This is a genomic window from Rhizobium sp. ERR 1071, from assembly GCF_007828675.1.
Classification (GTDB): domain Bacteria; phylum Pseudomonadota; class Alphaproteobacteria; order Rhizobiales; family Rhizobiaceae; genus Rhizobium; species Rhizobium dioscoreae.
The window spans coordinates 635,673-655,437 of the sequence record NZ_VITM01000001.1; the positions used below are offsets into that span (position 1 = coordinate 635,673).

20 protein-coding genes and 4 tRNA genes are annotated in these 19,765 nt (G+C 58.6%); 4 read left to right on the forward strand and 20 right to left on the reverse strand.

Translation table 11 applies throughout. The annotated features are described in order from the left end of the window. Positions 1 to 22 precede the first annotated feature (22 nt). The 11 genes from rpoB to FBZ99_RS03260 all read right to left on the reverse strand — a co-directional run bounded on the left by rpoB (position 23) and on the right by FBZ99_RS03260 (position 11,092). On the reverse strand, positions 23 to 4,165 hold the full coding sequence (rpoB, locus tag FBZ99_RS03210; protein WP_112435150.1) for a DNA-directed RNA polymerase subunit beta: 4,143 nt from the start codon (positions 4,163 to 4,165) through the stop codon (positions 23 to 25). 262 nt (positions 4,166 to 4,427) lie between these two features. Further along, positions 4,428 to 4,811: a 50S ribosomal protein L7/L12 gene (rplL, locus tag FBZ99_RS03215; protein WP_069614844.1), complete on the reverse strand. Its 384-nt coding sequence runs from the start codon at positions 4,809 to 4,811 to the stop codon at positions 4,428 to 4,430. Between the two features lie 58 nt (positions 4,812 to 4,869). Next, positions 4,870 to 5,388: a 50S ribosomal protein L10 gene (gene rplJ / locus FBZ99_RS03220; RefSeq protein WP_047637052.1), complete on the reverse strand. Its 519-nt coding sequence runs from the start codon at positions 5,386 to 5,388 to the stop codon at positions 4,870 to 4,872. Between the two features lie 330 nt (positions 5,389 to 5,718). After that, entirely contained in the window at positions 5,719 to 6,417 is a 699-nt protein-coding gene (gene rplA, locus FBZ99_RS03225) for a 50S ribosomal protein L1 (RefSeq protein ID WP_069614843.1), read from the reverse strand. A gap of 4 nt (positions 6,418 to 6,421) precedes the next feature. After that, on the reverse strand, positions 6,422 to 6,853 hold the full coding sequence (gene rplK, locus FBZ99_RS03230; protein WP_069614842.1) for a 50S ribosomal protein L11: 432 nt from the start codon (positions 6,851 to 6,853) through the stop codon (positions 6,422 to 6,424). 213 nt (positions 6,854 to 7,066) lie between these two features. Then, a complete protein-coding gene (gene nusG, locus FBZ99_RS03235; RefSeq protein WP_004123460.1) occupies positions 7,067 to 7,597 on the reverse strand; it encodes a transcription termination/antitermination protein NusG in 531 nt (176 codons plus the stop codon). An 18-nt stretch (positions 7,598 to 7,615) separates the two neighbouring features. Further along, complete coding sequence (gene secE / locus FBZ99_RS03240) at positions 7,616 to 7,816, reverse strand: preprotein translocase subunit SecE (protein WP_069614841.1); 201 nt, start codon at positions 7,814 to 7,816, stop codon at positions 7,616 to 7,618. A gap of 195 nt (positions 7,817 to 8,011) precedes the next feature. Then, a tRNA-Trp gene (locus FBZ99_RS03245) sits at positions 8,012 to 8,087 on the reverse strand. 214 nt (positions 8,088 to 8,301) lie between these two features. Then, complete coding sequence (locus FBZ99_RS03250) at positions 8,302 to 9,177, reverse strand: 3-deoxy-manno-octulosonate cytidylyltransferase (protein WP_173004648.1); 876 nt, start codon at positions 9,175 to 9,177, stop codon at positions 8,302 to 8,304. A 5-nt stretch (positions 9,178 to 9,182) separates the two neighbouring features. Continuing rightward, positions 9,183 to 9,869: a glycosyltransferase gene (locus FBZ99_RS03255; RefSeq protein WP_069614840.1), complete on the reverse strand. Its 687-nt coding sequence runs from the start codon at positions 9,867 to 9,869 to the stop codon at positions 9,183 to 9,185. Positions 9,870 to 10,198: 329 nt separating this feature from the next. Beyond that, positions 10,199 to 11,092 carry an NAD-dependent epimerase/dehydratase family protein gene (locus FBZ99_RS03260; RefSeq protein ID WP_113353739.1) on the reverse strand — a complete coding sequence of 298 codons (894 nt, stop codon included), beginning with the start codon at positions 11,090 to 11,092 and terminating at the stop codon, positions 10,199 to 10,201. Positions 11,093 to 11,247: 155 nt separating this feature from the next. On the opposite strand from FBZ99_RS03260, the gene FBZ99_RS03265 reads away from it, so the two are divergent. Continuing rightward, positions 11,248 to 11,796, forward strand: coding sequence for a GrpB family protein (locus FBZ99_RS03265; protein ID WP_113333946.1), 549 nt, complete (start codon positions 11,248 to 11,250; stop codon positions 11,794 to 11,796). On the opposite strand, the gene FBZ99_RS03270 is transcribed toward FBZ99_RS03265, so the two are convergent. The 5 genes from FBZ99_RS03270 to FBZ99_RS03290 form a co-directional block, all read right to left on the reverse strand. Further along, on the reverse strand, positions 11,793 to 12,302 hold the full coding sequence (locus tag FBZ99_RS03270; RefSeq protein WP_113353740.1) for an AAA family ATPase: 510 nt from the start codon (positions 12,300 to 12,302) through the stop codon (positions 11,793 to 11,795). The two genes, FBZ99_RS03265 and FBZ99_RS03270, sit on opposite strands and share 4 nt — an antisense overlap. Positions 12,303 to 12,374: 72 nt before the next feature. Continuing rightward, positions 12,375 to 13,550 carry an elongation factor Tu gene (tuf, locus tag FBZ99_RS03275; protein ID WP_095434658.1) on the reverse strand — a complete coding sequence of 392 codons (1,176 nt, stop codon included), beginning with the start codon at positions 13,548 to 13,550 and terminating at the stop codon, positions 12,375 to 12,377. A 400-nt stretch (positions 13,551 to 13,950) separates the two neighbouring features. Continuing rightward, entirely contained in the window at positions 13,951 to 14,379 is a 429-nt protein-coding gene (locus FBZ99_RS03280; RefSeq protein WP_145631329.1) for a DUF3597 domain-containing protein, read from the reverse strand. A 202-nt stretch (positions 14,380 to 14,581) separates the two neighbouring features. Continuing rightward, a tRNA-Gly gene (locus FBZ99_RS03285) sits at positions 14,582 to 14,655 on the reverse strand. A 25-nt stretch (positions 14,656 to 14,680) separates the two neighbouring features. Next, positions 14,681 to 14,765: transfer RNA gene (locus FBZ99_RS03290), tRNA-Tyr, on the reverse strand. 198 nt (positions 14,766 to 14,963) lie between these two features. On the opposite strand from FBZ99_RS03290, the gene rlmB reads away from it, so the two are divergent. After that, positions 14,964 to 15,872 (forward strand): 23S rRNA (guanosine(2251)-2'-O)-methyltransferase RlmB, encoded by a 909-nt coding sequence (rlmB, locus tag FBZ99_RS03295; RefSeq protein ID WP_113351537.1) that lies wholly within the window; start codon positions 14,964 to 14,966, stop codon positions 15,870 to 15,872. Between the two features lie 39 nt (positions 15,873 to 15,911). After that, on the forward strand, positions 15,912 to 16,601 hold the full coding sequence (locus tag FBZ99_RS03300) for an AprI/Inh family metalloprotease inhibitor (protein ID WP_113351538.1): 690 nt from the start codon (positions 15,912 to 15,914) through the stop codon (positions 16,599 to 16,601). Positions 16,602 to 16,659: 58 nt separating this feature from the next. Here FBZ99_RS03300 and FBZ99_RS03305 read toward each other — a convergent pair whose 3' ends face one another. The 3 genes from FBZ99_RS03305 to FBZ99_RS03315 form a co-directional block, all read right to left on the reverse strand. Then, positions 16,660 to 16,953 carry a hypothetical protein gene (locus tag FBZ99_RS03305; RefSeq protein WP_113351539.1) on the reverse strand — a complete coding sequence of 98 codons (294 nt, stop codon included), beginning with the start codon at positions 16,951 to 16,953 and terminating at the stop codon, positions 16,660 to 16,662. A gap of 146 nt (positions 16,954 to 17,099) precedes the next feature. After that, entirely contained in the window at positions 17,100 to 17,369 is a 270-nt protein-coding gene (locus FBZ99_RS03310) for a hypothetical protein (protein ID WP_069614918.1), read from the reverse strand. A 133-nt stretch (positions 17,370 to 17,502) separates the two neighbouring features. Further along, positions 17,503 to 17,578 (reverse strand) — tRNA-Thr (locus FBZ99_RS03315). 158 nt (positions 17,579 to 17,736) lie between these two features. Here FBZ99_RS03315 and FBZ99_RS03320 point away from each other — a divergent pair. After that, positions 17,737 to 18,510, forward strand: a complete 774-nt coding sequence (locus FBZ99_RS03320; RefSeq protein WP_113351540.1) for an NAD kinase — start codon at positions 17,737 to 17,739, stop codon at positions 18,508 to 18,510. Positions 18,511 to 18,616: 106 nt separating this feature from the next. Here FBZ99_RS03320 and prfB read toward each other — a convergent pair. Further along, a protein-coding gene (gene prfB, locus FBZ99_RS03325) for a peptide chain release factor 2 (protein WP_112723143.1) occupies positions 18,617 to 19,748 on the reverse strand; the annotation gives its coding sequence in 2 pieces (ribosomal slippage) (positions 18,617 to 19,678 and positions 19,680 to 19,748; 1,131 coding nt in all). Positions 19,749 to 19,765: the final 17 nt, after the last annotated feature.

Below are 19,765 nucleotides of genomic sequence, written 5' to 3' on the forward strand. Positions count from 1 at the left end.
CAGCGCGCACCCTGACAGGCTATTACTCGGCTGCGTCCGGAAGCTGGCTTGCCGTCTGCAGATCGTCGACCTTGGAATTTTCCAATTCGACGCTGAGACCCAGCGAGCGCATTTCCTTGACGAGAACGTTGAAGCTTTCCGGAATGCCCGCCTCGAAGGTGTCGTCGCCACGAACGATGGCTTCGTAGACCTTGGTACGGCCGGCCACGTCGTCCGACTTGACCGTGAGCATTTCCTGCAGCGTATAAGCTGCACCGTAAGCTTCGAGCGCCCAGACTTCCATTTCGCCGAAGCGCTGGCCGCCGAACTGCGCCTTACCGCCCAGCGGCTGCTGGGTGACGAGCGAGTACGGACCGATCGAACGGGCGTGGATCTTGTCGTCGACAAGGTGGTTCAGCTTCAGCATGTAGATGTAGCCAACCGTAACCTGGCGGTCGAACTGCTCGCCGGTACGTCCGTCGTACAGCGTCGACTGGCCGGTTTCCTTGAGACCTGCCATTGCCAGCATCTTGTTGACGTCAGCTTCGCCAGCACCGTCGAAGACCGGGGTCGCGATGGACACGCCACGCTTCCACTGGTCGGCCAGACGCAGAACCGATGCATCGTCGTACTCGTGAACGTCGTCGCTCTTCGGGCCATCGCCAACGACCAGGTCGATCGTCTTGCGCAGAGGCTCGATGTTGCCGCTTGCCTTGTAGGCTTCGATCAGTTCGCCGATCTGACGCCCCATGCCGGCGCAAGCCCAGCCCAGGTGCGTTTCGAGAATCTGACCAACGTTCATGCGCGAGGGCACGCCGAGCGGGTTCAGCACGATATCGACATGCGTACCGTCTTCCAGGAACGGCATGTCCTCGACCGGAACAATGCGTGAGACCACGCCCTTGTTCCCGTGACGGCCTGCCATCTTGTCACCCGGCTGGATCTTGCGCTTCACGGCAACGAAGACCTTGACCATCTTCATGACGCCCGGAGGCATTTCGTCGCCACGCTGGACCTTCTCGACCTTGTCCATGAAGCGCTGTTCGAGGCGCGACTTGGATTCGTCGTACTGGCCACGCAGGGCTTCGAGCTCGCTCTGGACCTTTTCGTCCTCGACGGCGAACATCCACCACTGCGAACGCGGATACTCGGAAACGACGGCGTTCGATAGTTCCGTGCCCTTCTTGAAGCCCTTCGGACCAGCAAGAGCAACCTGACCACGCAGCATCTCGACCAGACGGCCGTAAACGTTACGATCGAGGATCGCCTGTTCGTCGTCACGGTCCTTGGCAAGGCGTTCGATCTCTTCGCGCTCGATCGCCATGGCACGTTCGTCCTTTTCGACGCCGTGACGGTTGAAAACGCGAACTTCGACGACCGTACCGTAGGTGCCGGGCGGCATGCGCATGGAGGTATCGCGAACGTCCGATGCCTTTTCGCCGAAGATGGCGCGCAGGAGCTTTTCTTCTGGCGTCATCGGGCTTTCGCCCTTCGGCGTGATCTTGCCGACGAGGATATCGCCCGGCTGAACTTCGGCGCCGATGTAAACGATGCCGGCTTCGTCCAGGTTCTTCAGCGCTTCTTCCGAAACGTTCGGAATATCACGGGTGATTTCTTCCGGACCGAGCTTGGTGTCGCGCGCCATCACTTCGAACTCTTCGATGTGAATGGAGGTGAACACGTCGTCGGCAACGATACGCTCGGAGAGCAGGATCGAGTCTTCGTAGTTGTAACCGTTCCACGGCATGAACGCGACGAGCACGTTGCGGCCGAGGGCCAGATCACCGAGGTCGGTCGACGGACCGTCTGCCAGGATGTCGCCCTTGTTGACCACGTCACCGACTGTCACCAGCGGGCGCTGGTTGACGCAGGTGTTCTGGTTCGAACGCTGGAACTTCATCAGGCGGTAGATATCGACGCCGGACTTCGACGGATCGAGGTCTTCGGTGGCACGGATAACGATACGCGTTGCGTCGACCTGGTCGACCACGCCGCCGCGGCGGGCGCCGATAGCAGCACCGGAGTCACGCGCGACGACCGGCTCCATGCCGGTACCGACGAACGGGGCTTCGGCACGCAGAAGCGGCACGGCCTGACGCTGCATGTTCGAGCCCATGAGAGCGCGGTTGGCGTCGTCGTTTTCCAGGAACGGGATCAGAGCGGCGGCGACCGAAACCAGCTGCTTCGGCGAGACGTCCATCAGGTTGATGTTGTCGCGCGGAGCAAGCATGACTTCGCCGGCATGACGGCAAACGACGAATTCCTCGATGAAGGAGCCGTCGGCGTCGAGCTCGGCGTTGGCCTGAGCAACGTAGTACTTCGCCTCTTCCATAGCGGAGAGGTAGAGCACGTCGTTGGTCACCTTACCGTCGATGATGCGGCGATAAGGGCTTTCGATGAAGCCGTACTTGTTGACGCGGGCAAAGGTCGCCAGCGAGTTGATGAGGCCGATGTTCGGACCTTCCGGCGTTTCGATCGGGCAAATACGACCGTAGTGCGTCGGATGAACGTCGCGGACTTCGAAGCCGGCACGCTCGCGGGTCAGACCGCCCGGGCCAAGAGCCGAAAGACGGCGCTTGTGGGTGATTTCCGAAAGCGGGTTCACCTGGTCCATGAACTGCGACAGCTGCGAGGAGCCGAAGAATTCGCGGACAGCGGCGGCAGCCGGCTTTGCGTTGATCAGATCCTGCGGCATGACCGTGTCGATTTCGATCGAGGACATGCGTTCCTTGATCGCACGCTCCATGCGCAGCAGACCCAGACGGTACTGGTTTTCCATCAGCTCGCCGACCGAACGGACGCGGCGGTTGCCGAGGTTGTCGATATCGTCGATCTCGCCCTTGCCGTCGCGCAGCTCGACGAGCATCTTGACCACGGCCAGGATGTCGTCCTTGCGCAGGATGCGGACGGTGTCTTCGACGTCGAGGTCGAGGCGCATGTTCATCTTGACGCGGCCGACGGCGGAGAGATCGTAGCGCTCCGCATCGAAGAACAGCGAGTTGAACATGGCTTCGGCCGATTCCATGGTCGGCGGCTCACCCGGACGCATGACGCGATAGATGTCGAACAGAGCGTCCTGGCGGTTCTCGTTCTTGTCTGCTGCGAGCGTGTTGCGGATGTAGGCGCCGACATTGATGTGGTCGATGCCGAGAACCGGGATCTCGTCGAAGCCGGCGTTCAGGATAACAGGCAGTGTCTTCTCGTCGATTTCGTCGCCGGCTTCGAGATAGATCTCACCGGTCTGGAAGTTGACGATGTCTTCCGCCAGGAAGAGGCCATATAGCTCTTCGTCGGTCGCCTTCAGGGCCTTCAGGCCCTTGTCCTGCAGCTGACGCAGCAGGCGCGGCGTGAGCTTCTTGCCGCCTTCGACAACGACTTCGCCGGTGTCGGCGTCGATCATGTCGGCAACGGTCTTGGCGCCCTTCAGAGTTTCCGGCTTGAAGGGAATGCGCCAGCCATCGCCGTCGCGCTGATAGAGCGACTTCGTGTAGAAGGTCGACAGGATGTCTTCGCCATCCATGCCGAGCGCCATCAGCAGCGACGTCACCGGAATCTTGCGGCGGCGGTCGATACGGGCGTAGACGATGTCCTTGGCGTCGAATTCGATATCGAGCCAGGAGCCGCGATACGGGATGACGCGAGCGGCGAAGAGCAGCTTGCCGGAAGAATGGCTCTTGCCCTTGTCGTGATCGAAGAAGACGCCCGGCGAACGGTGCATCTGCGACACGATCACGCGCTCGGTGCCGTTCACGATGAACGTACCGTTGTTCGTCATGAGCGGCATGTCGCCCATGTAGACGCTCTGTTCCTTGATGTCCTTGATGGACTTCGCGCCCGTATCCTCGTCGATATCGAACACGATCAGACGGAGGGTCACCTTCAGCGGCGCGGCGTAGGTCAGGTCGCGCTGGCGGCACTCATCGACGTCGAACTTCGGCGGTTCGAACTCATAGGAAACGAACTCCAGCATGGAAGCGCCGGAGAAATCGGTGATCGGGAAAACCGACTTGAAGACAGCCTGAAGACCTTCGTCCGGGCGGCCGCCCTTCGGTTCTTCGACCATGAGAAACTGATCGTAGGATGCCTTTTGAACCTCGATGAGGTTCGGCATCTCTGCGACTTCGGGAATCTTACCAAAAAACTTGCGTACGCGCCTGCGACCGTTGAACGAAAGGGTCTGAGCCATCGTCGCTCCTTTAAAATCCTGCACCCGGGCCTGCAACGGATGGGAACCGCTGGCCAGGCGACCCCATCAATCAATGAGTAGTTCAATCTCGTCTATCTAACCGAAAACCGCTCAGCCGGATTGCGTCGCGGTTCGGTTTGAGACCATCCTCTTGAAGAACCCATTACCCAAAAGCCGTTTTGCCCGCGGCTTTTGGGTAATTCGTTCAGAAAAACGGCAAATGGGAGGTAGCAAAAAGCCACCTCCCAAAGCAGTTTCAAGCTTACTTAACGTCGACCTTAGCGCCGGCGTCTTCGAGCTTCTTCTTGATGTCAGCGGCTTCAGCCTTGGAAACGCCTTCCTTGACAGCCTTCGGAGCGGCTTCAACGAGGTCCTTGGCTTCCTTGAGGCCGAGGCCGGTGATGCCGCGGACTTCCTTGATGACGTTGATCTTGTTCGCGCCGGCATCAGCGAGGATGACGTCGAACTCGGTCTTTTCTTCTTCAGCAGCTGCAGCAGCGCCGCCAGCACCACCAGCAACGGCAGCAACAGCTACCGGAGCAGCGGCGGAAACGCCCCACTTTTCTTCGAGAAGCTTCGACAGTTCTGCGGCTTCGAGAACGGTCAGCGAGGAGAGGTCTTCAACGATCTTTGCGAGATCAGCCATTTTAGTAGTTCCTTTTGTTCGGTTCGAACTGGTTGGTTATGAACAGCGAAAAACCGCCTTACGCGGCTTCGTCCTTCTTGGCGTAGGCCGAGAACACGCGAGCAAGCTGGCTTGCCGGCGCTGCAACAACACCTGCGATGCGGGTAGCCGGAGTCTGGATCATGCCCAGCAGCTTCGCGCGCAGCTCGTCCAGCGAAGGCAGGGTCGCGAGCGACTTGACACCTTCGGCGTTGAGCGTTGTTGTTCCCATGGCGCCGCCCAGAACAACGATCTTATCGTTGGTCTTGGCGAAATCCACGACGACCTTCGGAGCGGTAATCGGGTCATTGCTGTATGCGATCAGCGTCTGACCGGTGAAGAGATTGGAAATCCCTTCCGCATCCGTGCCCTGAAGAGCAATTTTGGCCAGGCGGTTCTTCGCGACTTTGACGGTGCCGCCAGCAGCGCGCATCTTGGAACGAAAATCGTTCATCTGAGCGACTGTAGCACCAGCATAGTGGGCCACGACAACCGAGCCCGAAGCCTTGAAGACTTCGTTCAGTTCCGTGACGAATTCGCGTTTTTCCGCTCTTTCCACTGCTTTTCTCCAGTTGACAGGACCGGGTTAGCGGGCCTGCCGGGTTGCCTTTTGCCTCCTGGGATCAATGAGATCCCAAGCGACGCTTGAGGATCCTGTCCCCTCGCGCTCGAGCCTGACGGCTCCAAGGCACAAGGCATCCAAGGCTCGAACCGAGTTCATCGAAGCGAAGCTTCTTCAAAATTCGGGTCTTACCCGTCTCATGCAGGCTTGAGTGATTAAGGGATAACCACCTGCAATCTCGGACAGGAATTCCGGATTTCTCCGGAAATCCCGGCCCCGAAAGGCCGGGAATTCTTAAATGCCGGGCGTCTAGCCCGACAGAACCAATCAGGCGCTCGGCGCCGTAACCGTCGACGGCTCGATCTTGACGCCCGGACCCATGGTCGAGGAGATCGCTACGCGCTTGACGTAGTTGCCCTTGGCGCCAGCCGGCTTCGCCTTGATGACGGCGTCGGCGAAAGCGCGGATGTTTTCTTCCAGAGCCTTGGCGTCGAAGGAAGCCTTGCCGATACCGGCATGGACGATACCAGCCTTCTCGACGCGGAACTCGACAGCGCCGCCCTTGGAAGCTTCAACAGCACCCTTGACGTCCATCGTAACCGTACCAACCTTCGGGTTCGGCATCATGCCGCGCGGGCCGAGAACCTTACCGAGACGGCCGACGAGCGGCATCATGTCCGGGGTGGCGATGCAGCGATCGAAATCGATCTTGCCGCCCTGAACGATTTCGACCAGGTCTTCCGCACCGACGACGTCAGCGCCGGCAGCCTTGGCTTCGTCAGCCTTGGCGCCACGAGCGAAGACGGCAACGCGAACCGTACGGCCGGTGCCGTTCGGCAGGTTGACGACGCCGCGAACCATCTGGTCGGCGTGACGCGGATCAACACCGAGGTTCATCGAGATTTCGACGGTTTCGTCGAACTTGGCGACGGCACGTTCCTTGACCATGTTGATGGCCAGATCCAGAGCATAGAGCTTGGTCGGATCAACGCCTTCACGAATCTTCTGAATACGCTTTGCTACCATGGTCTTAACCTACCACTTCCAGGCCCATGGCGCGGGCAGAGCCCTCGATCATGGCCATTGCGCCTTCGATATCGGCGGCGTTCAGATCCTTCATCTTGGCTTCGGCGATCGCCTTGACCTGTGCCTTGGTCAGGGTGCCAGCCTTGGCGCCCTTGCCCGGGGTCTTCGAGCCGGACTGGATCTTCGCTTCCTTCTTCAGGAAGTAGCTGACCGGCGGCTGCTTCATGACGAAGGTGAAGGACTTGTCCTGGTAGTAGGTGATGACGACCGGGATCGGCATACCCTTTTCCATTTCCTGCGTGGCGGCATTGAACGCCTTGCAGAATTCCATGATGTTAATGCCACGCTGACCAAGCGCAGGACCGATCGGCGGCGACGGATTCGCCGAGCCGGCCTTGACCTGCAGCTTGAGCTGGCCTGCAACTTTCTTAGCCATTTCTCTCTGCCTTTCTACATGACCGGTTGCCCGGCCTACTATGCCGGATCGCTCCGGCGGCTGCGGTTGCGTGGTGCGGATCGCCAGGCCCGGCTAAGACCCTACCCTTCCACGCGGATTGCGGCTTGGCCGCGAGATATAAGCAAGCATTTGCTTATATCCAAACTCGAACAAAAGGCCAGCCGCCAGGCCAACCTTTCGTAGAAATCACAATCAGACCTTCTCGACCTGGCTGTATTCCAGCTCGACCGGCGTAGCGCGGCCGAAAATCGACACTTCCACCTTCAGGCGCGAACGCTCTTCGTCCACATCCTGAACCGTGCCGTTGAACGATGCGAACGGACCGTCGGATACGCGGACCTGCTCGCCAATCTCGAAGGATACAGAAGCCTTCGGCCGCTCGACGCCTTCCTGGACCTGACCGAGAATGCGCTCGGCTTCATAATCCGGAATCGGAACGGGCTTATTGTCGGAGCCGAGGAAGCCAGTGACCTTCGGCGTATTCTTGATCAGGTGGTAAGCTTCATCCGTCAGGTTGGCGCGCACGAGCACGTAACCCGGGAAGAACTTGCGCTCGCTGTCGACCTTGCGGCCGCGACGAACCTCAACAACCTTTTCGGTCGGCACAAGGATCTTCTCGAACAGATGCTCGAGACCCTTCTGCCTGGCCTTCTCCTCGATGGATTCAGCCACTTTCTTTTCGAAATTAGAATAAGCGTGGACGATGTACCAACGTGCCGCCATGTTCATCTCCACCCGATATCAGTTGCCGGTATTCAGCACGTAGCTGAGAATCCAGCCAATGAGCTGGTCGGCAGCAAAGAAAAACAGCGAGGCGAAAACGACCATGACGAGCACCATCACCGTCGAGATCATCGTCTCGCGACGCGAGGGCCAAGTGATTTTCGACGTCTCGGAGCGCACCTGCCGCAGAAACGCTAGTGGATTCGTTTTGGATGCCATTGACTGCCCACGCAATTACGGCGCGTAAAGCTGAACATATCAGCCCCACGCACCGCGTGTCTGTTAAACCCTACATAAACACCGATTCCCGATTTAACAAGAGGCAATACGGTGTTTTCTAAAATTTGCCGACAAACCGGCATGACCCTCAACCCAAGAAGCTGCGAAACGACGCGCCAGTCAAATCAAGGAAAATGGCAGGGGCAGCAGGGCTCGAACCTACGACCTGCGGTTTTGGAGACCGCCGCTCTACCAACTGAGCTATACCCCTTCTTCCTTCGAATATTCGCTCCAGGCGGTGGACCGCCCGAGCAGTTCGAAGACATGGCGCTCCCTTTAAGGCGGGACGAAACGATTGGCAAGAGCGTTTTTTGCTTTTTCCCAATAGAGCCCGCAACTTCACATGAGACATGTCCGAGCGGACGAATCTGCCAGACGGTCAAATCGGCCGCGAATCCTGCGGAAAGGATGCCCCCTCGCCCTCATTACTCTCCGGGAGAACCTTTCGGCTTGCGCTTGAGAAATTTCGGCCTGAGGCGACGCATAAAATTGTCAGCGGAGCGAATCACATTGGTCAGGGAGATCAGCTTGTCTATTTCGGCGTCGGTATTTCCGAGCCGCTCAGACAAAACCTCGGCTGCAGCCAAGGCAATCTCGGCCGGAGGCACTTCCGTGAAGCGCTGGGCAAGGCTGATATAAGGGTTCAGTGCGATCCCACCATGGATGGTGATCTTTCCCAGCCGCGTAAACAAGCGCAGAAAGGTCTGCTCGAAACTCCAATCGTGGGCGGAAACCACCCTCCACTTCTGACTGCGCCGGGCCGAGAAGCCGGCAAGTACGATCTTGCCGGGCAATTTCAGATCGCTGAGCCACAGAGCCATGGCAAAGCCGCTCGTCGGCGTCTTGCTCTCCGTATAGAAATCGGAGCAGAAGCCGACGAGATCGAGATGGCCAGTCGGCGCCCCCTGAAAATCGGCGGCGGGATTGAGCTTCTCTTCCGCACCGAGGCGGATATTCATGATGCCGAGGAAATATTCCTTCGGAAAGAACTTGACCACCTCGCCCACTTCGCCGCGATAGACGATGTTGGCGCCACGCGGCTGGCCACGAGAGATCAGCAGTGAATGCCCATGGAACGGACGATCCAGAACCTTGTAGACCTTGTTGAAGAAGACGAAGAGCGCAGTCTCGGGAAACTGCGCCTGCAGGCTTGAGATATCGACCGCATCGCTATTGGCGACCAGGACGATATGGGAAAACCCCATCAATATGGTCCGCCATTCGTCGGTGCTGCTCAAACCAGCCGCGGAACCCGCGGCCGGTATGCCGACCTCAATATTTCCGGTCGTCTTATGATCCAAATCGCTCACTTCTGCTGGACGTGCAGCATGCGGTCGCGCATGGCGAACCATTCTTCAGCGTAGTCGTCGTTGCGGTATTCGTCAAAATACGGGCCGCCATCGGTGAAATGCACGAGCTTCGCATCTTCGCGATAGTCGTATTCGTTGACGAGATAGTTCCAGACGACCGGCACCTCACCGATCTGATCGTCGTTCTCCAGCCACTTGAACTGATGAAGCTGAAGGCCCGTCGCCGTATTGACGAAATCCTTCGTCAAGGCCGTGCACTTGGCGTTGTTGAACAGGATCATGCTGGACCAGTTCTTCTTTTCATACTTCGTCTGCGTCTGGCCGAGGAACTTGGTTTCGATCTTTGGCTGGTAGTCGTGCTTGACGCACATGGCGGCATAACGATCGTCACGCAGCGCCCAAAGCTCGGCGATATCGGCGCGGGCGAGCATGTCGCAGTCCATGAAGATGCTCCAGCCCTGGTAATCGCTGAGGTAAGGCACGAGAAAGCGCGAGAAGGAAAATTCTGTCGACTGCAGCGGATTGCGCTCGCGGGTGAAGATGCCCTCGAGATTGTTGAGCACGATCGGCGAGAAGACCACCGGAATAGACGAGCGCTCGATGATGCTCTGGGTCAGGACGTGATAGGCCACGACCTCCTTGGAATCGAACCCGACGAAAATACGTGCAACATTATCCTTCATGATACCTCCGAAACGGCTAAGCGCCTGCAGGCCAGCCGGCTATTATCTTTCGTCGCGACGCAAATCGCACGCTGCTCACCCCTGAGGCCCATCAGCCGGAGGGCGCTGGTTCGAAACAGGCGCGCGGATATACCGAACCATGCGCTGCAATCTCTAGGAGATGCTTCGCGAACGCAACCCTACTTAAATAAACGGCTGTATTTGTCGAGTGTTTGGGGAAGCATTTTTGGTTTTGTTGCGTAACAAATGGAGAGGCACCCTACTCTGGATCGATGCCTTTGCCAGGCGCCAACACAAAGCGCCCGGCCGATCGCATGAGCTGCGCGCCCTCAAACCTTCACATATTTCCGCCAGTCGTGCTCTTCCTTGAAGCCCAGAACCTCGCGGATCTTGCGATTGGACAGCAAGCCCTCATATTCGCCGATCTCGCGGGTGAAAGGCACATTCGGAAAATGCTTGGCGGCAAGTTCGCGCGAGGGCGTATTGGCCGAAACCGTGTCGTTGGCGGCGTTGAACACCTGGAAGCCGAGGCCGTTCTTCTCGATGCAGAGATGAACGATCTGGCCGAGATCGCGGGCGTCGATATAGCTCCAGGCAATGCGCTTGCGGATTTCGCTGTTTGCGAAAAACTCGGGGAACCGCTCATATTCATGCGGCTCGATGACATTGCCGATACGCAGCGCGTAGATATCGATGCCGAAACGCTCGGCAAAGGCGCGGGCGGTCTTCTCGTTTACGACCTTGGACAGGCCATAGGAATCCATCGGATTGACGTCATAATCCTCCTCCAGCGGGAACTGATGGAAGTCGCGATGGCCTTCGGCGAAACAGACGCCATAGGTCGTCTCGCTGGAGGCGATAATGATCTTCTTCACGCCGAGCTTTGCCGCCGCTTCGATGACGTTATAAGTGCTCATCGTGTTGATGCGAAAGGTCTCATTGTCCGGCTTGATCAGAATGCGCGGAATGGCGGCGAAATGCACGACGGCATCGAAAGGCTGCACACCCTTGCCTTCATCGAGATCGGGAAAATCACGATGCATGGTCAGGACATTATAAACCTGTCCCGCATCGGTGACATCGGCCTGCAGGTTGGTGACGCCAGGGCTATTCAGCGGCACGAGATCGACATTGTGGACCTCATAGCCGGCATTGACCAGCCAAGGAACCGTGTGACGTCCAGCCTTGCCGCTGCCGCCCGTGAACAAAATACGTTTCTTCATGAAATCTCCTCCAGATAAAATCGAGCGATAAATAGGCCCTTGCCTCCGTTTCGCAAGACACGGCTTGGTGAGCTGACGCTTTCCTCGCAAAATAAACGGGACGACTCGGTAAAGCATATGCCGCGTGGCGAAAACGACGAAAGGAGATGAGTGGGATGCGGCCGATCACGCTTGTCGAATATGATCCGCAATGGCCCTTTCTCTTCGAAGACAAAAGCAGGGCAATTGGCCTGCTGCTTGGCCATCCCGCCACGTTCCATCATATCGGCAGTACTGCCATCGCCGGACTATGCGCCAAACCGAAACTCGATATCGATGCGGTCCTTTTCTCGGAAGAGGACAGACTCGACGCGACGGAGCGTTTGAAAGAAGACGGATATCGCTTTCATGGCGATCTTCTCAGAGCCGGCCGATGGGCTTTCACTAGGGATGAGATGCCTTACGGCACGCGACTTTATCTTTGTCTGCCTGATAACGAGGCCCATCGGGAGCGCCTTCTGTTTCGCGATTATTTGCGCACCCATCCCGAACGTGCGGCCGATTATGCGACTTTGAAACGGCGTCTGGCTGACGAGGCCAATGACGACTGGGACCACTACACCGGCGGCAAAAGCGATTTCGTTGCCGATATCGTGCGCCGCGCGAAGGCCGAATTTCGGATCAACGAAAAATATCGCCGGCGGGTGACAATATCCTCCGACTAATCGAGCAGGTGCCTCAGCACATTATCCACACTCTGCCTGAGCGAAAGATGGCTCGTATCGAGAATCTCAAGACCGGATGCTTGGGCCTCGCGGCGCAGATAAGCGGCCCAATTCATCATGTTCGCATCGGCAAGTTCCGGCTGGCCTCTCTCAGCGGACAAGCGATGTGTCCTCGTTGCATCATCGCAATCGATCAATATGAGGCGATAGTCATCGGCCCTGGCAGCCGCTGCAGCTTCGATAACGAAGGATGGGCGCATCTGCCCCTCGAAAAGAACGCCCCTGCCCTTCTGCGCTTGCGGCACAAGCCGTTCCAGCCATTCGATGGTCTTGTCGCGCTGCCAGGCCTCGGGCGAACCATGATCCCTGACCATAGCATCAAGCGACGGTACGCCGATGCTGTCGAAATGATAGACGGCTAACCTTCGCGCGTGGTCCCTGGCTATTGCCTGCGCGATAGCAGTCTTTCCCGAACCGGAGGCGCCGGTCAGAATGATCAGGCTCATGCACCATCTCCCAATGCAAAAAGGCCCCGCTGTTTCCAGCGGGGCCTTCTTAATAAAGGAATAATCCTGGGATTACTCGACGATGGAGGCGACGATGCCTGCGCCGACGGTACGGCCGCCTTCGCGGATCGCGAAGCGAAGCTTTTCTTCCATCGCGATCGGAACGATCAGCTCGACGTCAACCGTGACGTTGTCGCCCGGCATAACCATTTCCGTGCCTTCCGGAAGCGTCACGATGCCGGTCACGTCAGTCGTACGGAAGTAGAACTGCGGACGGTAGTTCGTGAAGAACGGCGTATGACGGCCGCCTTCTTCCTTCGTCAGGATGTAGGCTTCGGCCTTGAACTTCTTGTGCGGCTTGACAGAACCCGGCTTGCACAGGATCTGACCACGCTCGACGCCGTCACGGTTCACACCACGGATCAGCGCACCGATGTTGTCGCCGGCCTGACCCTGGTCGAGCAGCTTGCGGAACATTTCAACGCCGGTAACCGTCGTCTTCGACGTCGGACGAATGCCAACGATCTCGACTTCTTCGCCAACCTTGATCACGCCACGCTCGACGCGGCCCGTCACAACCGTACCACGGCCCGAGATCGAGAACACGTCTTCGATCGGCATCAGGAATGGCTGGTCGATCGGACGCTCAGGCGTCGGGATGTAGGCGTCAACCTGAGCCATCAGCTCGCGGATCGCGTCTTCGCCGATCTTCTTGTCCGAATCTTCAAGAGCAGCAAGCGCCGAACCCTTGACAACCGGGATGTCGTCGCCCGGGAAGTCGTAGGACGACAGAAGTTCGCGAACTTCGAGCTCGACGAGCTCAAGAAGTTCGGCGTCGTCAACCTGGTCGACCTTGTTCAGGAACACGACGATCGCCGGAACGCCAACCTGGCGGGCGAGCAGGATGTGCTCGCGCGTCTGCGGCATCGGGCCGTCAGCAGCAGAGCAAACCAGGATCGCGCCGTCCATCTGGGCGGCACCCGTGATCATGTTCTTCACGTAGTCGGCGTGGCCGGGGCAGTCAACGTGCGCATAGTGACGGTTCGGCGTCTCGTATTCAACGTGGGCCGTCGAGATCGTGATGCCACGAGCCTTCTCTTCCGGAGCCGCGTCGATTTGGTCATACGCCTTGAACTCGCCGAAGTACTTCGTGATCGCTGCCGTCAACGACGTCTTGCCGTGGTCAACGTGACCGATCGTCCCGATGTTAACGTGCGGCTTATTGCGCTCAAACTTACTCTTTGCCATTTGAATGCTTCCTGTGAACGTAATGAGTGACCCCGGCGAACCGGTTTAGTGCCGCCGTTTAAGGCTTTCGTTGCGTTTGCGCAAGACTTAATTGCAGGCCCTATTCCCGGCAAAGTCCGGCCGATGGCGGATGATCCGCAGCGCTCGGCATTCCTTCGCCGCGCAAGGTTCGCCGGCCGATCCGGAAAGATGTAAAAGCATTTGCCGGTTCAAGCGCTTAGATAGGAACGCTGGGGAGGAATTCCAGATGTTCCGCCTTAGAGCCTCGGAGATCTGGCCACTGCACAGCAAAACGCGCCCTCGCCCATCGGCGGGAGCGCGCAACTATCGGACGCAATCATGGTTGATTTGGCATGCTATCCGGCGGCGAGCGCATTGCCAACCGCCGGACTAAAGACAATCAATCGAGAAGATCGGCCGGTACCTTGCCGCCATTGTCCGCGAGCTTCTTCAGAAGAGCCTTGTGGAGGAACATGTTCATCTTGGCGGAATCACCCGTATCGCCGGTATAGCCAAGCTCCTGCGCCAATTCCTTGCGCTCGGAAAGGCTCGCATCCATGCCGAGTGCCTTCATCAGGTCGACGATGGAATGTTTCCAGTCCAGCTTCTGTCCGCTCTTCTTGACGGCGGCATCGAGGATCGAGGCGATATCCACTGGAGCGGCCGGAGCACTGGTCGCCGGCGACGTTGCTGCCGTCGTCGCTGAAGGAGCCGGCGTCGGCGCAGGCGCCGGATTGTCAGTTGCAGTTGTCGTCGTCGGTGCAGGAGCAGCCTCTGCAGCCTCCGCCTCACCCCAGATTGCACCCTTGATCTTGTCGAAGATACCCATTTTCGCTCTCCCGTTTCGGTTGCCCGAGCAATATGTATCGCTCGCGCGAATATAAGCAACCCTTCATGTCAAATATGCAAAGACTGCACCAGAGCGAGTATGGAAATGAAAGGCGCGTTTGCACGAGGGGTAACCGGGAGGCAAACAACAGGCTCGCTCAACCTCGAGGGGAGACAATCAGCAAGCAACGATTTGAAAATCTTGGAGCGGGTAGCGGGAATCGAACCCGCGTATTCAGCTTGGAAGGCTGCTGCTCTACCATTGAGCTATACCCGCGGGATGGCCAAGATCCGGCTCGGAATGGTGGAGGGAGTTGGATTTGAACCAACGTAGGCTGAGCCAACGGATTTACAGTCCGTCCCCTTTAACCACTCGGGCATCCCTCCAGTTTTCCGACTGGATCTTGCGACCAAGCTTGCTAGACGTTGGCGTCGCCGCCGTCATCTGCGCCGCGTATATGACCGGACGATTTCCGTCTGTCAACACAAGGAATTGCCAAAAATGACGAAAAAATTTCAGCCTGTGGGAAAAGCCCGGCACTGAAAGAGGCTAGGCGCTCAGGAAGGCGCTGGTTATAAAGCCGCATGAGCAAAGACAAATCATCCGGCCGTCAGGGCCAAGACAGCACCGCCGGCGATCGCTCGGCCAAGGACACTCATTATGCAACGCTGCGCCGCGCGCATCGCGATGCTAAGCGCGAGCGTGGCGAGATACCGACGCCGACGCCGCAGAAGCGCAAGAAGGCCGGCGCTGACGATTGGAAGCCGCCGGCGCTCGCGCCCGACCAGGTCTTTCTCTATGGCCTGCATACGGTTCGCGCGGCGCTGACCAACCCACAGCGCAAGAACGTCAAGCTGTCGGCCACCCAGAATGCGCTGGTACGGCTGGAAGTCGGCCCGGCCGATCAACTCGGCATCCCGGTCGAGATCGTCTCGCCGCAGGATATCGACAAGGTGCTTGGTCCGGAGGCGATCCATCAGGGCGTCATGCTGGAAACGCGCCCCCTGCCCGTGCGCCGCCTCGAGGCATTGAAAGACAGTCCGCTGCTGCTCGTTCTCGATCAGGTGACGGATCCGCACAATGTCGGCGCCATCATGCGTTCGGCCGTCGCTTTCGATGCAGGTGCGGTCATTACCACGCAGCGCCACAGCCCGACCGAATCAGGCGTAATGGCAAAATCGGCCTCGGGCGCGCTCGAGCTCATACCTTATATACAAATCACCAATCTTGCCGATGCGCTCGAAGAACTGCATCGTCTCGGCTTCACGACCATCGGGCTCGATTCGGAAGGTCCGGCTCCGTTGGAAGGCACCTTTAGCGGCGACAAGATCGCCCTCGTGCTCGGCTCCGAGGGCAAGGGCCTGCGCCAGAAAACGCGGGAAACGGTGAATGCGCTCGCTCGGCTCGATATGCCAGGCGCCATCAAGTCGCTGAATGTCTCGAATGCAGCCGCGATCGCGCTATATGCGACGCGGTCCTATCTCAAATCATAGTGGCGCCTTTGGCGGCCGCAGCACGTTGGGAGAATTGCTTTGATCCGTCTTTTTGGTCCTGCGGCGATTGCCGCCGCCCTTGCCTTGACAATGATCCAGCCGGCACGCGCCGCCGATGACGAAATGATCCAGGCGCAAGCCGGCGTCTGGCTGGTTGCGCCGGAAAACGGCGCCAAGGGCTGCCGCCTTACCTTCGGCACGAATACCGTGTCTGGCGGCTACGAGGTTACGGGGGCGGACGCCTGCGCGACGCCACTTCCCACGCTCGCCGCAGCCAAGATCTGGAATTTCACCGATGACGGGTCGCTGGCGATCGCGGATGGTGGAGGCAGGTCCCTCATGCGCTTCCAGCAGGAGGAAGGCTCGCCATGGGAAAGCGAAGGCGGCGATCGGATGTGGCTGCTGCCGGCGCTCGGCGATGTCGATCACGTGCCGACCACCGAAAGCCTTGCCGGCGCCTGGCGCATCCAGACGCCGGACGGCAAGCCCGTCTGCGATATCACGCTCACCACCGAAAAGGATCAGGACGGCACGGCCAAGATGTCATCGAACGGCAACTGCGCCGGCGAAGTCGGCGACCTCAAGCTTTCCCTTTGGGCGACAGAAGGGTTCGGACTTGTCATGCTGGGCAGCGATGGCTCCTCGCTCTCTTTTGATATGAAGCCCGACGGCAGTTTTCAGAAGTCCGAGGAAGAGGAAGGCGAGCCGCTGCTGCTGGTCCGCAAATAAGCCGGCTGAAGCATATCTAAGCACGCTCACCGCGAGCGCCAAATCAAGCGCGTAATGCTCATCGTACGATCATCGGCGCCGGGTGCCAGACCGATTGGCGCCAAAGCACCCTCTCGGTAACGGGGCAGCCATCCTGCAGCTTCGCCCAGGAGGTGACATTGAGGTTCATCTCGCATTGCGCGAGGTAGCTCCGCCCTCCGACGGTCATACAGGCGACCTCGCCGACTGCATGCTGCTTTCCATCCGCATTTTTACAGTAGCAGTTTTCACCAGCCAACGCTGATGCGCCTGTGAACGCCGTGATCATGACAAGCGGCAATCCCAAGACGACATGCCGCGATATCTCGCGCATAAACGTATCCTCCCCACCACAGATGGATGAAGTGTATGCCGATTTCCGACGTTGTAAATGCGTCTACAATCCCGAGCAGGCAGGCGAATGGATGCATGAAGAATCGGGGGACGATTTGATGCGCTCGCCAGGACCTATCGGTAGGTTCAGTGAACCATAGGGTCCGCTTCGTCGAAGAACGACCGGATACCGTCGCGCGCAATCGTCGCCAGGAACTCGTCGAATGCCTCGCGGTCGGTCGCGAAGGGCTCTTCCCATTCGATCAGGTCTTCCTCCGGCGTGATGACCTCCATCCGCCAGTCGGCATTGGTGCCGGCCGGGCGAAAGATATCGACCAGGACAGTCACGCCATCGTCGGTGAATTCACCCGAAAGCTCGGAGTGTTCGAGTTTAGGCTTCTTGGGCTTGCTCGGCATATGGTTCCAGGCACACGAATATGGGATGGATGACTGTGACGAGCGTTCGGAGCCCGTTAGCAAAGAGATATTATGTCGTTGCCGCCGGTTTTCCATACCGGAGATGAAACGATCGACGATATTCAGGAAAAAATGGTGCCCCCGGCAGGGTTCGAACCCGCGACCCCCTGATTACAAATCAGGTGCTCTACCAACTGAGCTACAAGGGCGTATGGGCATGCCAAATAACAGACTTTGAAATCCTGTAAAGGGAAAATCGGCCGATCCACGTTAAAGCTGGGGATCGACCGATTCACCAGTTCGAGCGAAACGTCTTGTCGCGGCAGGGGAATAACATTACGAAGAATCGCTATTCAGAGGACATTGCATGCCGCGCAATCTTCAATCCGTTTGTTTTCTCGCCTCCACCGCGCCAGAGGCCCAAGCGGCGCAGGAGGAGCTTATTCGCCTCTACGGCCAGGCACCGCAGGAAAATGCGGATATTGTCGTGGCTCTCGGCGGCGATGGCTTCATGCTGCAGACGCTGCATAAGACGATGAACACCGGCAAACGCGTCTATGGCATGAATCGCGGCTCCATCGGCTTCCTGATGAACGACTACCGCACGGATGGCTTGGCCGAGCGCATCGAAGCAGCTGTCGAAAACGCATTTCACCCCCTGCAGATGACGACGCGCAATGCAGATGGCAGCTCCTGTGTCGCGCTCGCCATCAATGAAGTCTCACTGTTTCGTCAGTCCTATCAGACGGCAAAGCTAAAGGTGGAGATCGATGGGCGGGTCCGCCTGCCGGAACTGATCTGCGACGGGCTGATGGTGACGACGCCGGCTGGCTCCACCGCTTACAATCTTTCCGCGCACGGCCCCATCTTGCCGCTGGAAGCGCCGCTGCTTGCCATGACGCCCGTCAGCGCTTTCCGTCCCCGCCGCTGGCGCGGCGCGCTGCTTCCGAACAAGGTGACGGTCGACATCACCGTGCTCGAAGCGGAGAAGCGTCCGGTCAACGCCGCCGCTGACAATACCGAAGTCAAGTCGGTCCTCGGCATTCAGATCCGCCAGAGCGAAGATACGACGGCCCGCATTCTGTCCGATCCGGACAGGTCTTGGTCCGATAGGATCCTGGCGGAACAATTCTCGGACTGAGCGAGACATCTGCGCCAAGCCCAGGAGGGCAGAGGCAGCCAGGCAGGATGTACCATGAAAAAAGCCCCGGAGACGGGGCTTTTTTCATGCGTGAACGAATGCGACCTTATTCGACGTCGTCGATGACGGCATCGGCAGCACCGCTGATGCGATGCGCAAGGGCTGCTTCCATGAACTCGTTGAGATCACCGTCCAGAACGTCGCTCGGCGCCGTGCTGGAAACGCCGGTGCGCAGATCCTTCACCAACTGGTAAGGCTGCAGGACATAGGAGCGGATCTGGTGACCCCAGCCAATGTCCGTCTTGGAGGCGGCTTCGGCATTGGCGGCCTCTTCCCGCTTCATTAATTCGGCCTCGTACATACGGGCGCGCAGCATGTCCCACGCCTTGGCGCGGTTCTTGTGCTGCGAACGCTCCTGCTGGCACTGCACGACGATCCCCGTCGGGATATGCGTGATGCGGACGGCCGAATCGGTCGTGTTGACGTGCTGGCCGCCGGCGCCTGACGAGCGATAGGTATCGATACGGCAATCGCTTTCGTTGATCTCGATCTGGATCGAATCGTCGACGACCGGGTAGACCCAGATCGACGAGAATGAGGTGTGACGACGCGCATTGCTGTCGTAGGGCGAAATGCGCACGAGACGATGCACGCCCGATTCGGTCTTCAGCCAGCCATAGGCATTGTGGCCCTTGACGAGCAGAGTTGCGGACTTGATGCCGGCTTCTTCGCCGTCATGGACTTCCAGCAGCTCCACCTTAAAGCGCTGGCGCTCGGCCCAGCGGGTGTACATGCGCAGAAGCATGTTCGCCCAGTCCTGGCTCTCGGTGCCGCCGGCGCCGGAGTGGACTTCGAGGTAGGTATCGTTGCCGTCGGCCTCGCCCGAAAGCATGGCTTCCACCTGCCGGCGTGCGGCCTCCGCCTTCAAGCCCTTGAGCGCTTCTTCAGCCTCGCGAACGACATCAGCGTCACCTTCTTCTTCGCCAAGCTCGATCAGCTCGACATTGTCGGCAAGCTGCTGTTCCAGCGCGCGCACGCCGCTGATGCCATCGTCAAGCTGCTGGCGCTCGCGCATCAGCTTCTGCGCCTCGGCAGCATCGTTCCAGAGGGTCGGATCCTCTGACTTATTATTCAACCAGTCCAGTCGTCTTATCGCCTGGTCCCAGTCAAAGATGCCTCCTCAGCAGGGTGATAGCCTGCTTGGTTTCATCAACTACTTTCTCGATTTCGGCTCGCATAATCCCACTTCTTCAGT

Excerpts from the sequence above, each read along its gene's own strand:
- rpoB (WP_112435150.1), bottom strand. The coding sequence starts at position 4,165 with ATGGCTCAGACCCTTTCGTTCAACGGTCGCAGGCGCGTACGCAAGTTT.
- rplL (WP_069614844.1), bottom strand. The coding sequence starts at position 4,811 with ATGGCTGATCTCGCAAAGATCGTTGAAGACCTCTCCTCGCTGACCGTT.
- rplA (WP_069614843.1), bottom strand. The coding sequence starts at position 6,417 with ATGGTAGCAAAGCGTATTCAGAAGATTCGTGAAGGCGTTGATCCGACC.
- rplK (WP_069614842.1), bottom strand. The coding sequence starts at position 6,853 with ATGGCTAAGAAAGTTGCAGGCCAGCTCAAGCTGCAGGTCAAGGCCGGC.
- nusG (WP_004123460.1), bottom strand. The coding sequence starts at position 7,597 with ATGGCGGCACGTTGGTACATCGTCCACGCTTATTCTAATTTCGAAAAG.
- secE (WP_069614841.1), bottom strand. The coding sequence starts at position 7,816 with ATGGCATCCAAAACGAATCCACTAGCGTTTCTGCGGCAGGTGCGCTCC.
- FBZ99_RS03255 (WP_069614840.1), bottom strand. The coding sequence starts at position 9,869 with ATGAAGGATAATGTTGCACGTATTTTCGTCGGGTTCGATTCCAAGGAG.
- FBZ99_RS03260 (WP_113353739.1), bottom strand. The coding sequence starts at position 11,092 with ATGAAGAAACGTATTTTGTTCACGGGCGGCAGCGGCAAGGCTGGACGT.
- FBZ99_RS03265 (WP_113333946.1), top strand. The coding sequence starts at position 11,248 with ATGCGGCCGATCACGCTTGTCGAATATGATCCGCAATGGCCCTTTCTC.
- FBZ99_RS03270 (WP_113353740.1), bottom strand. The coding sequence starts at position 12,302 with ATGAGCCTGATCATTCTGACCGGCGCCTCCGGTTCGGGAAAGACTGCT.
- tuf (WP_095434658.1), bottom strand. The coding sequence starts at position 13,550 with ATGGCAAAGAGTAAGTTTGAGCGCAATAAGCCGCACGTTAACATCGGG.
- FBZ99_RS03280 (WP_145631329.1), bottom strand. The coding sequence starts at position 14,379 with ATGGGTATCTTCGACAAGATCAAGGGTGCAATCTGGGGTGAGGCGGAG.
- rlmB (WP_113351537.1), top strand. The coding sequence starts at position 14,964 with ATGAGCAAAGACAAATCATCCGGCCGTCAGGGCCAAGACAGCACCGCC.
- FBZ99_RS03305 (WP_113351539.1), bottom strand. The coding sequence starts at position 16,953 with ATGCGCGAGATATCGCGGCATGTCGTCTTGGGATTGCCGCTTGTCATG.
- FBZ99_RS03310 (WP_069614918.1), bottom strand. The coding sequence starts at position 17,369 with ATGCCGAGCAAGCCCAAGAAGCCTAAACTCGAACACTCCGAGCTTTCG.
- FBZ99_RS03320 (WP_113351540.1), top strand. The coding sequence starts at position 17,737 with ATGCCGCGCAATCTTCAATCCGTTTGTTTTCTCGCCTCCACCGCGCCA.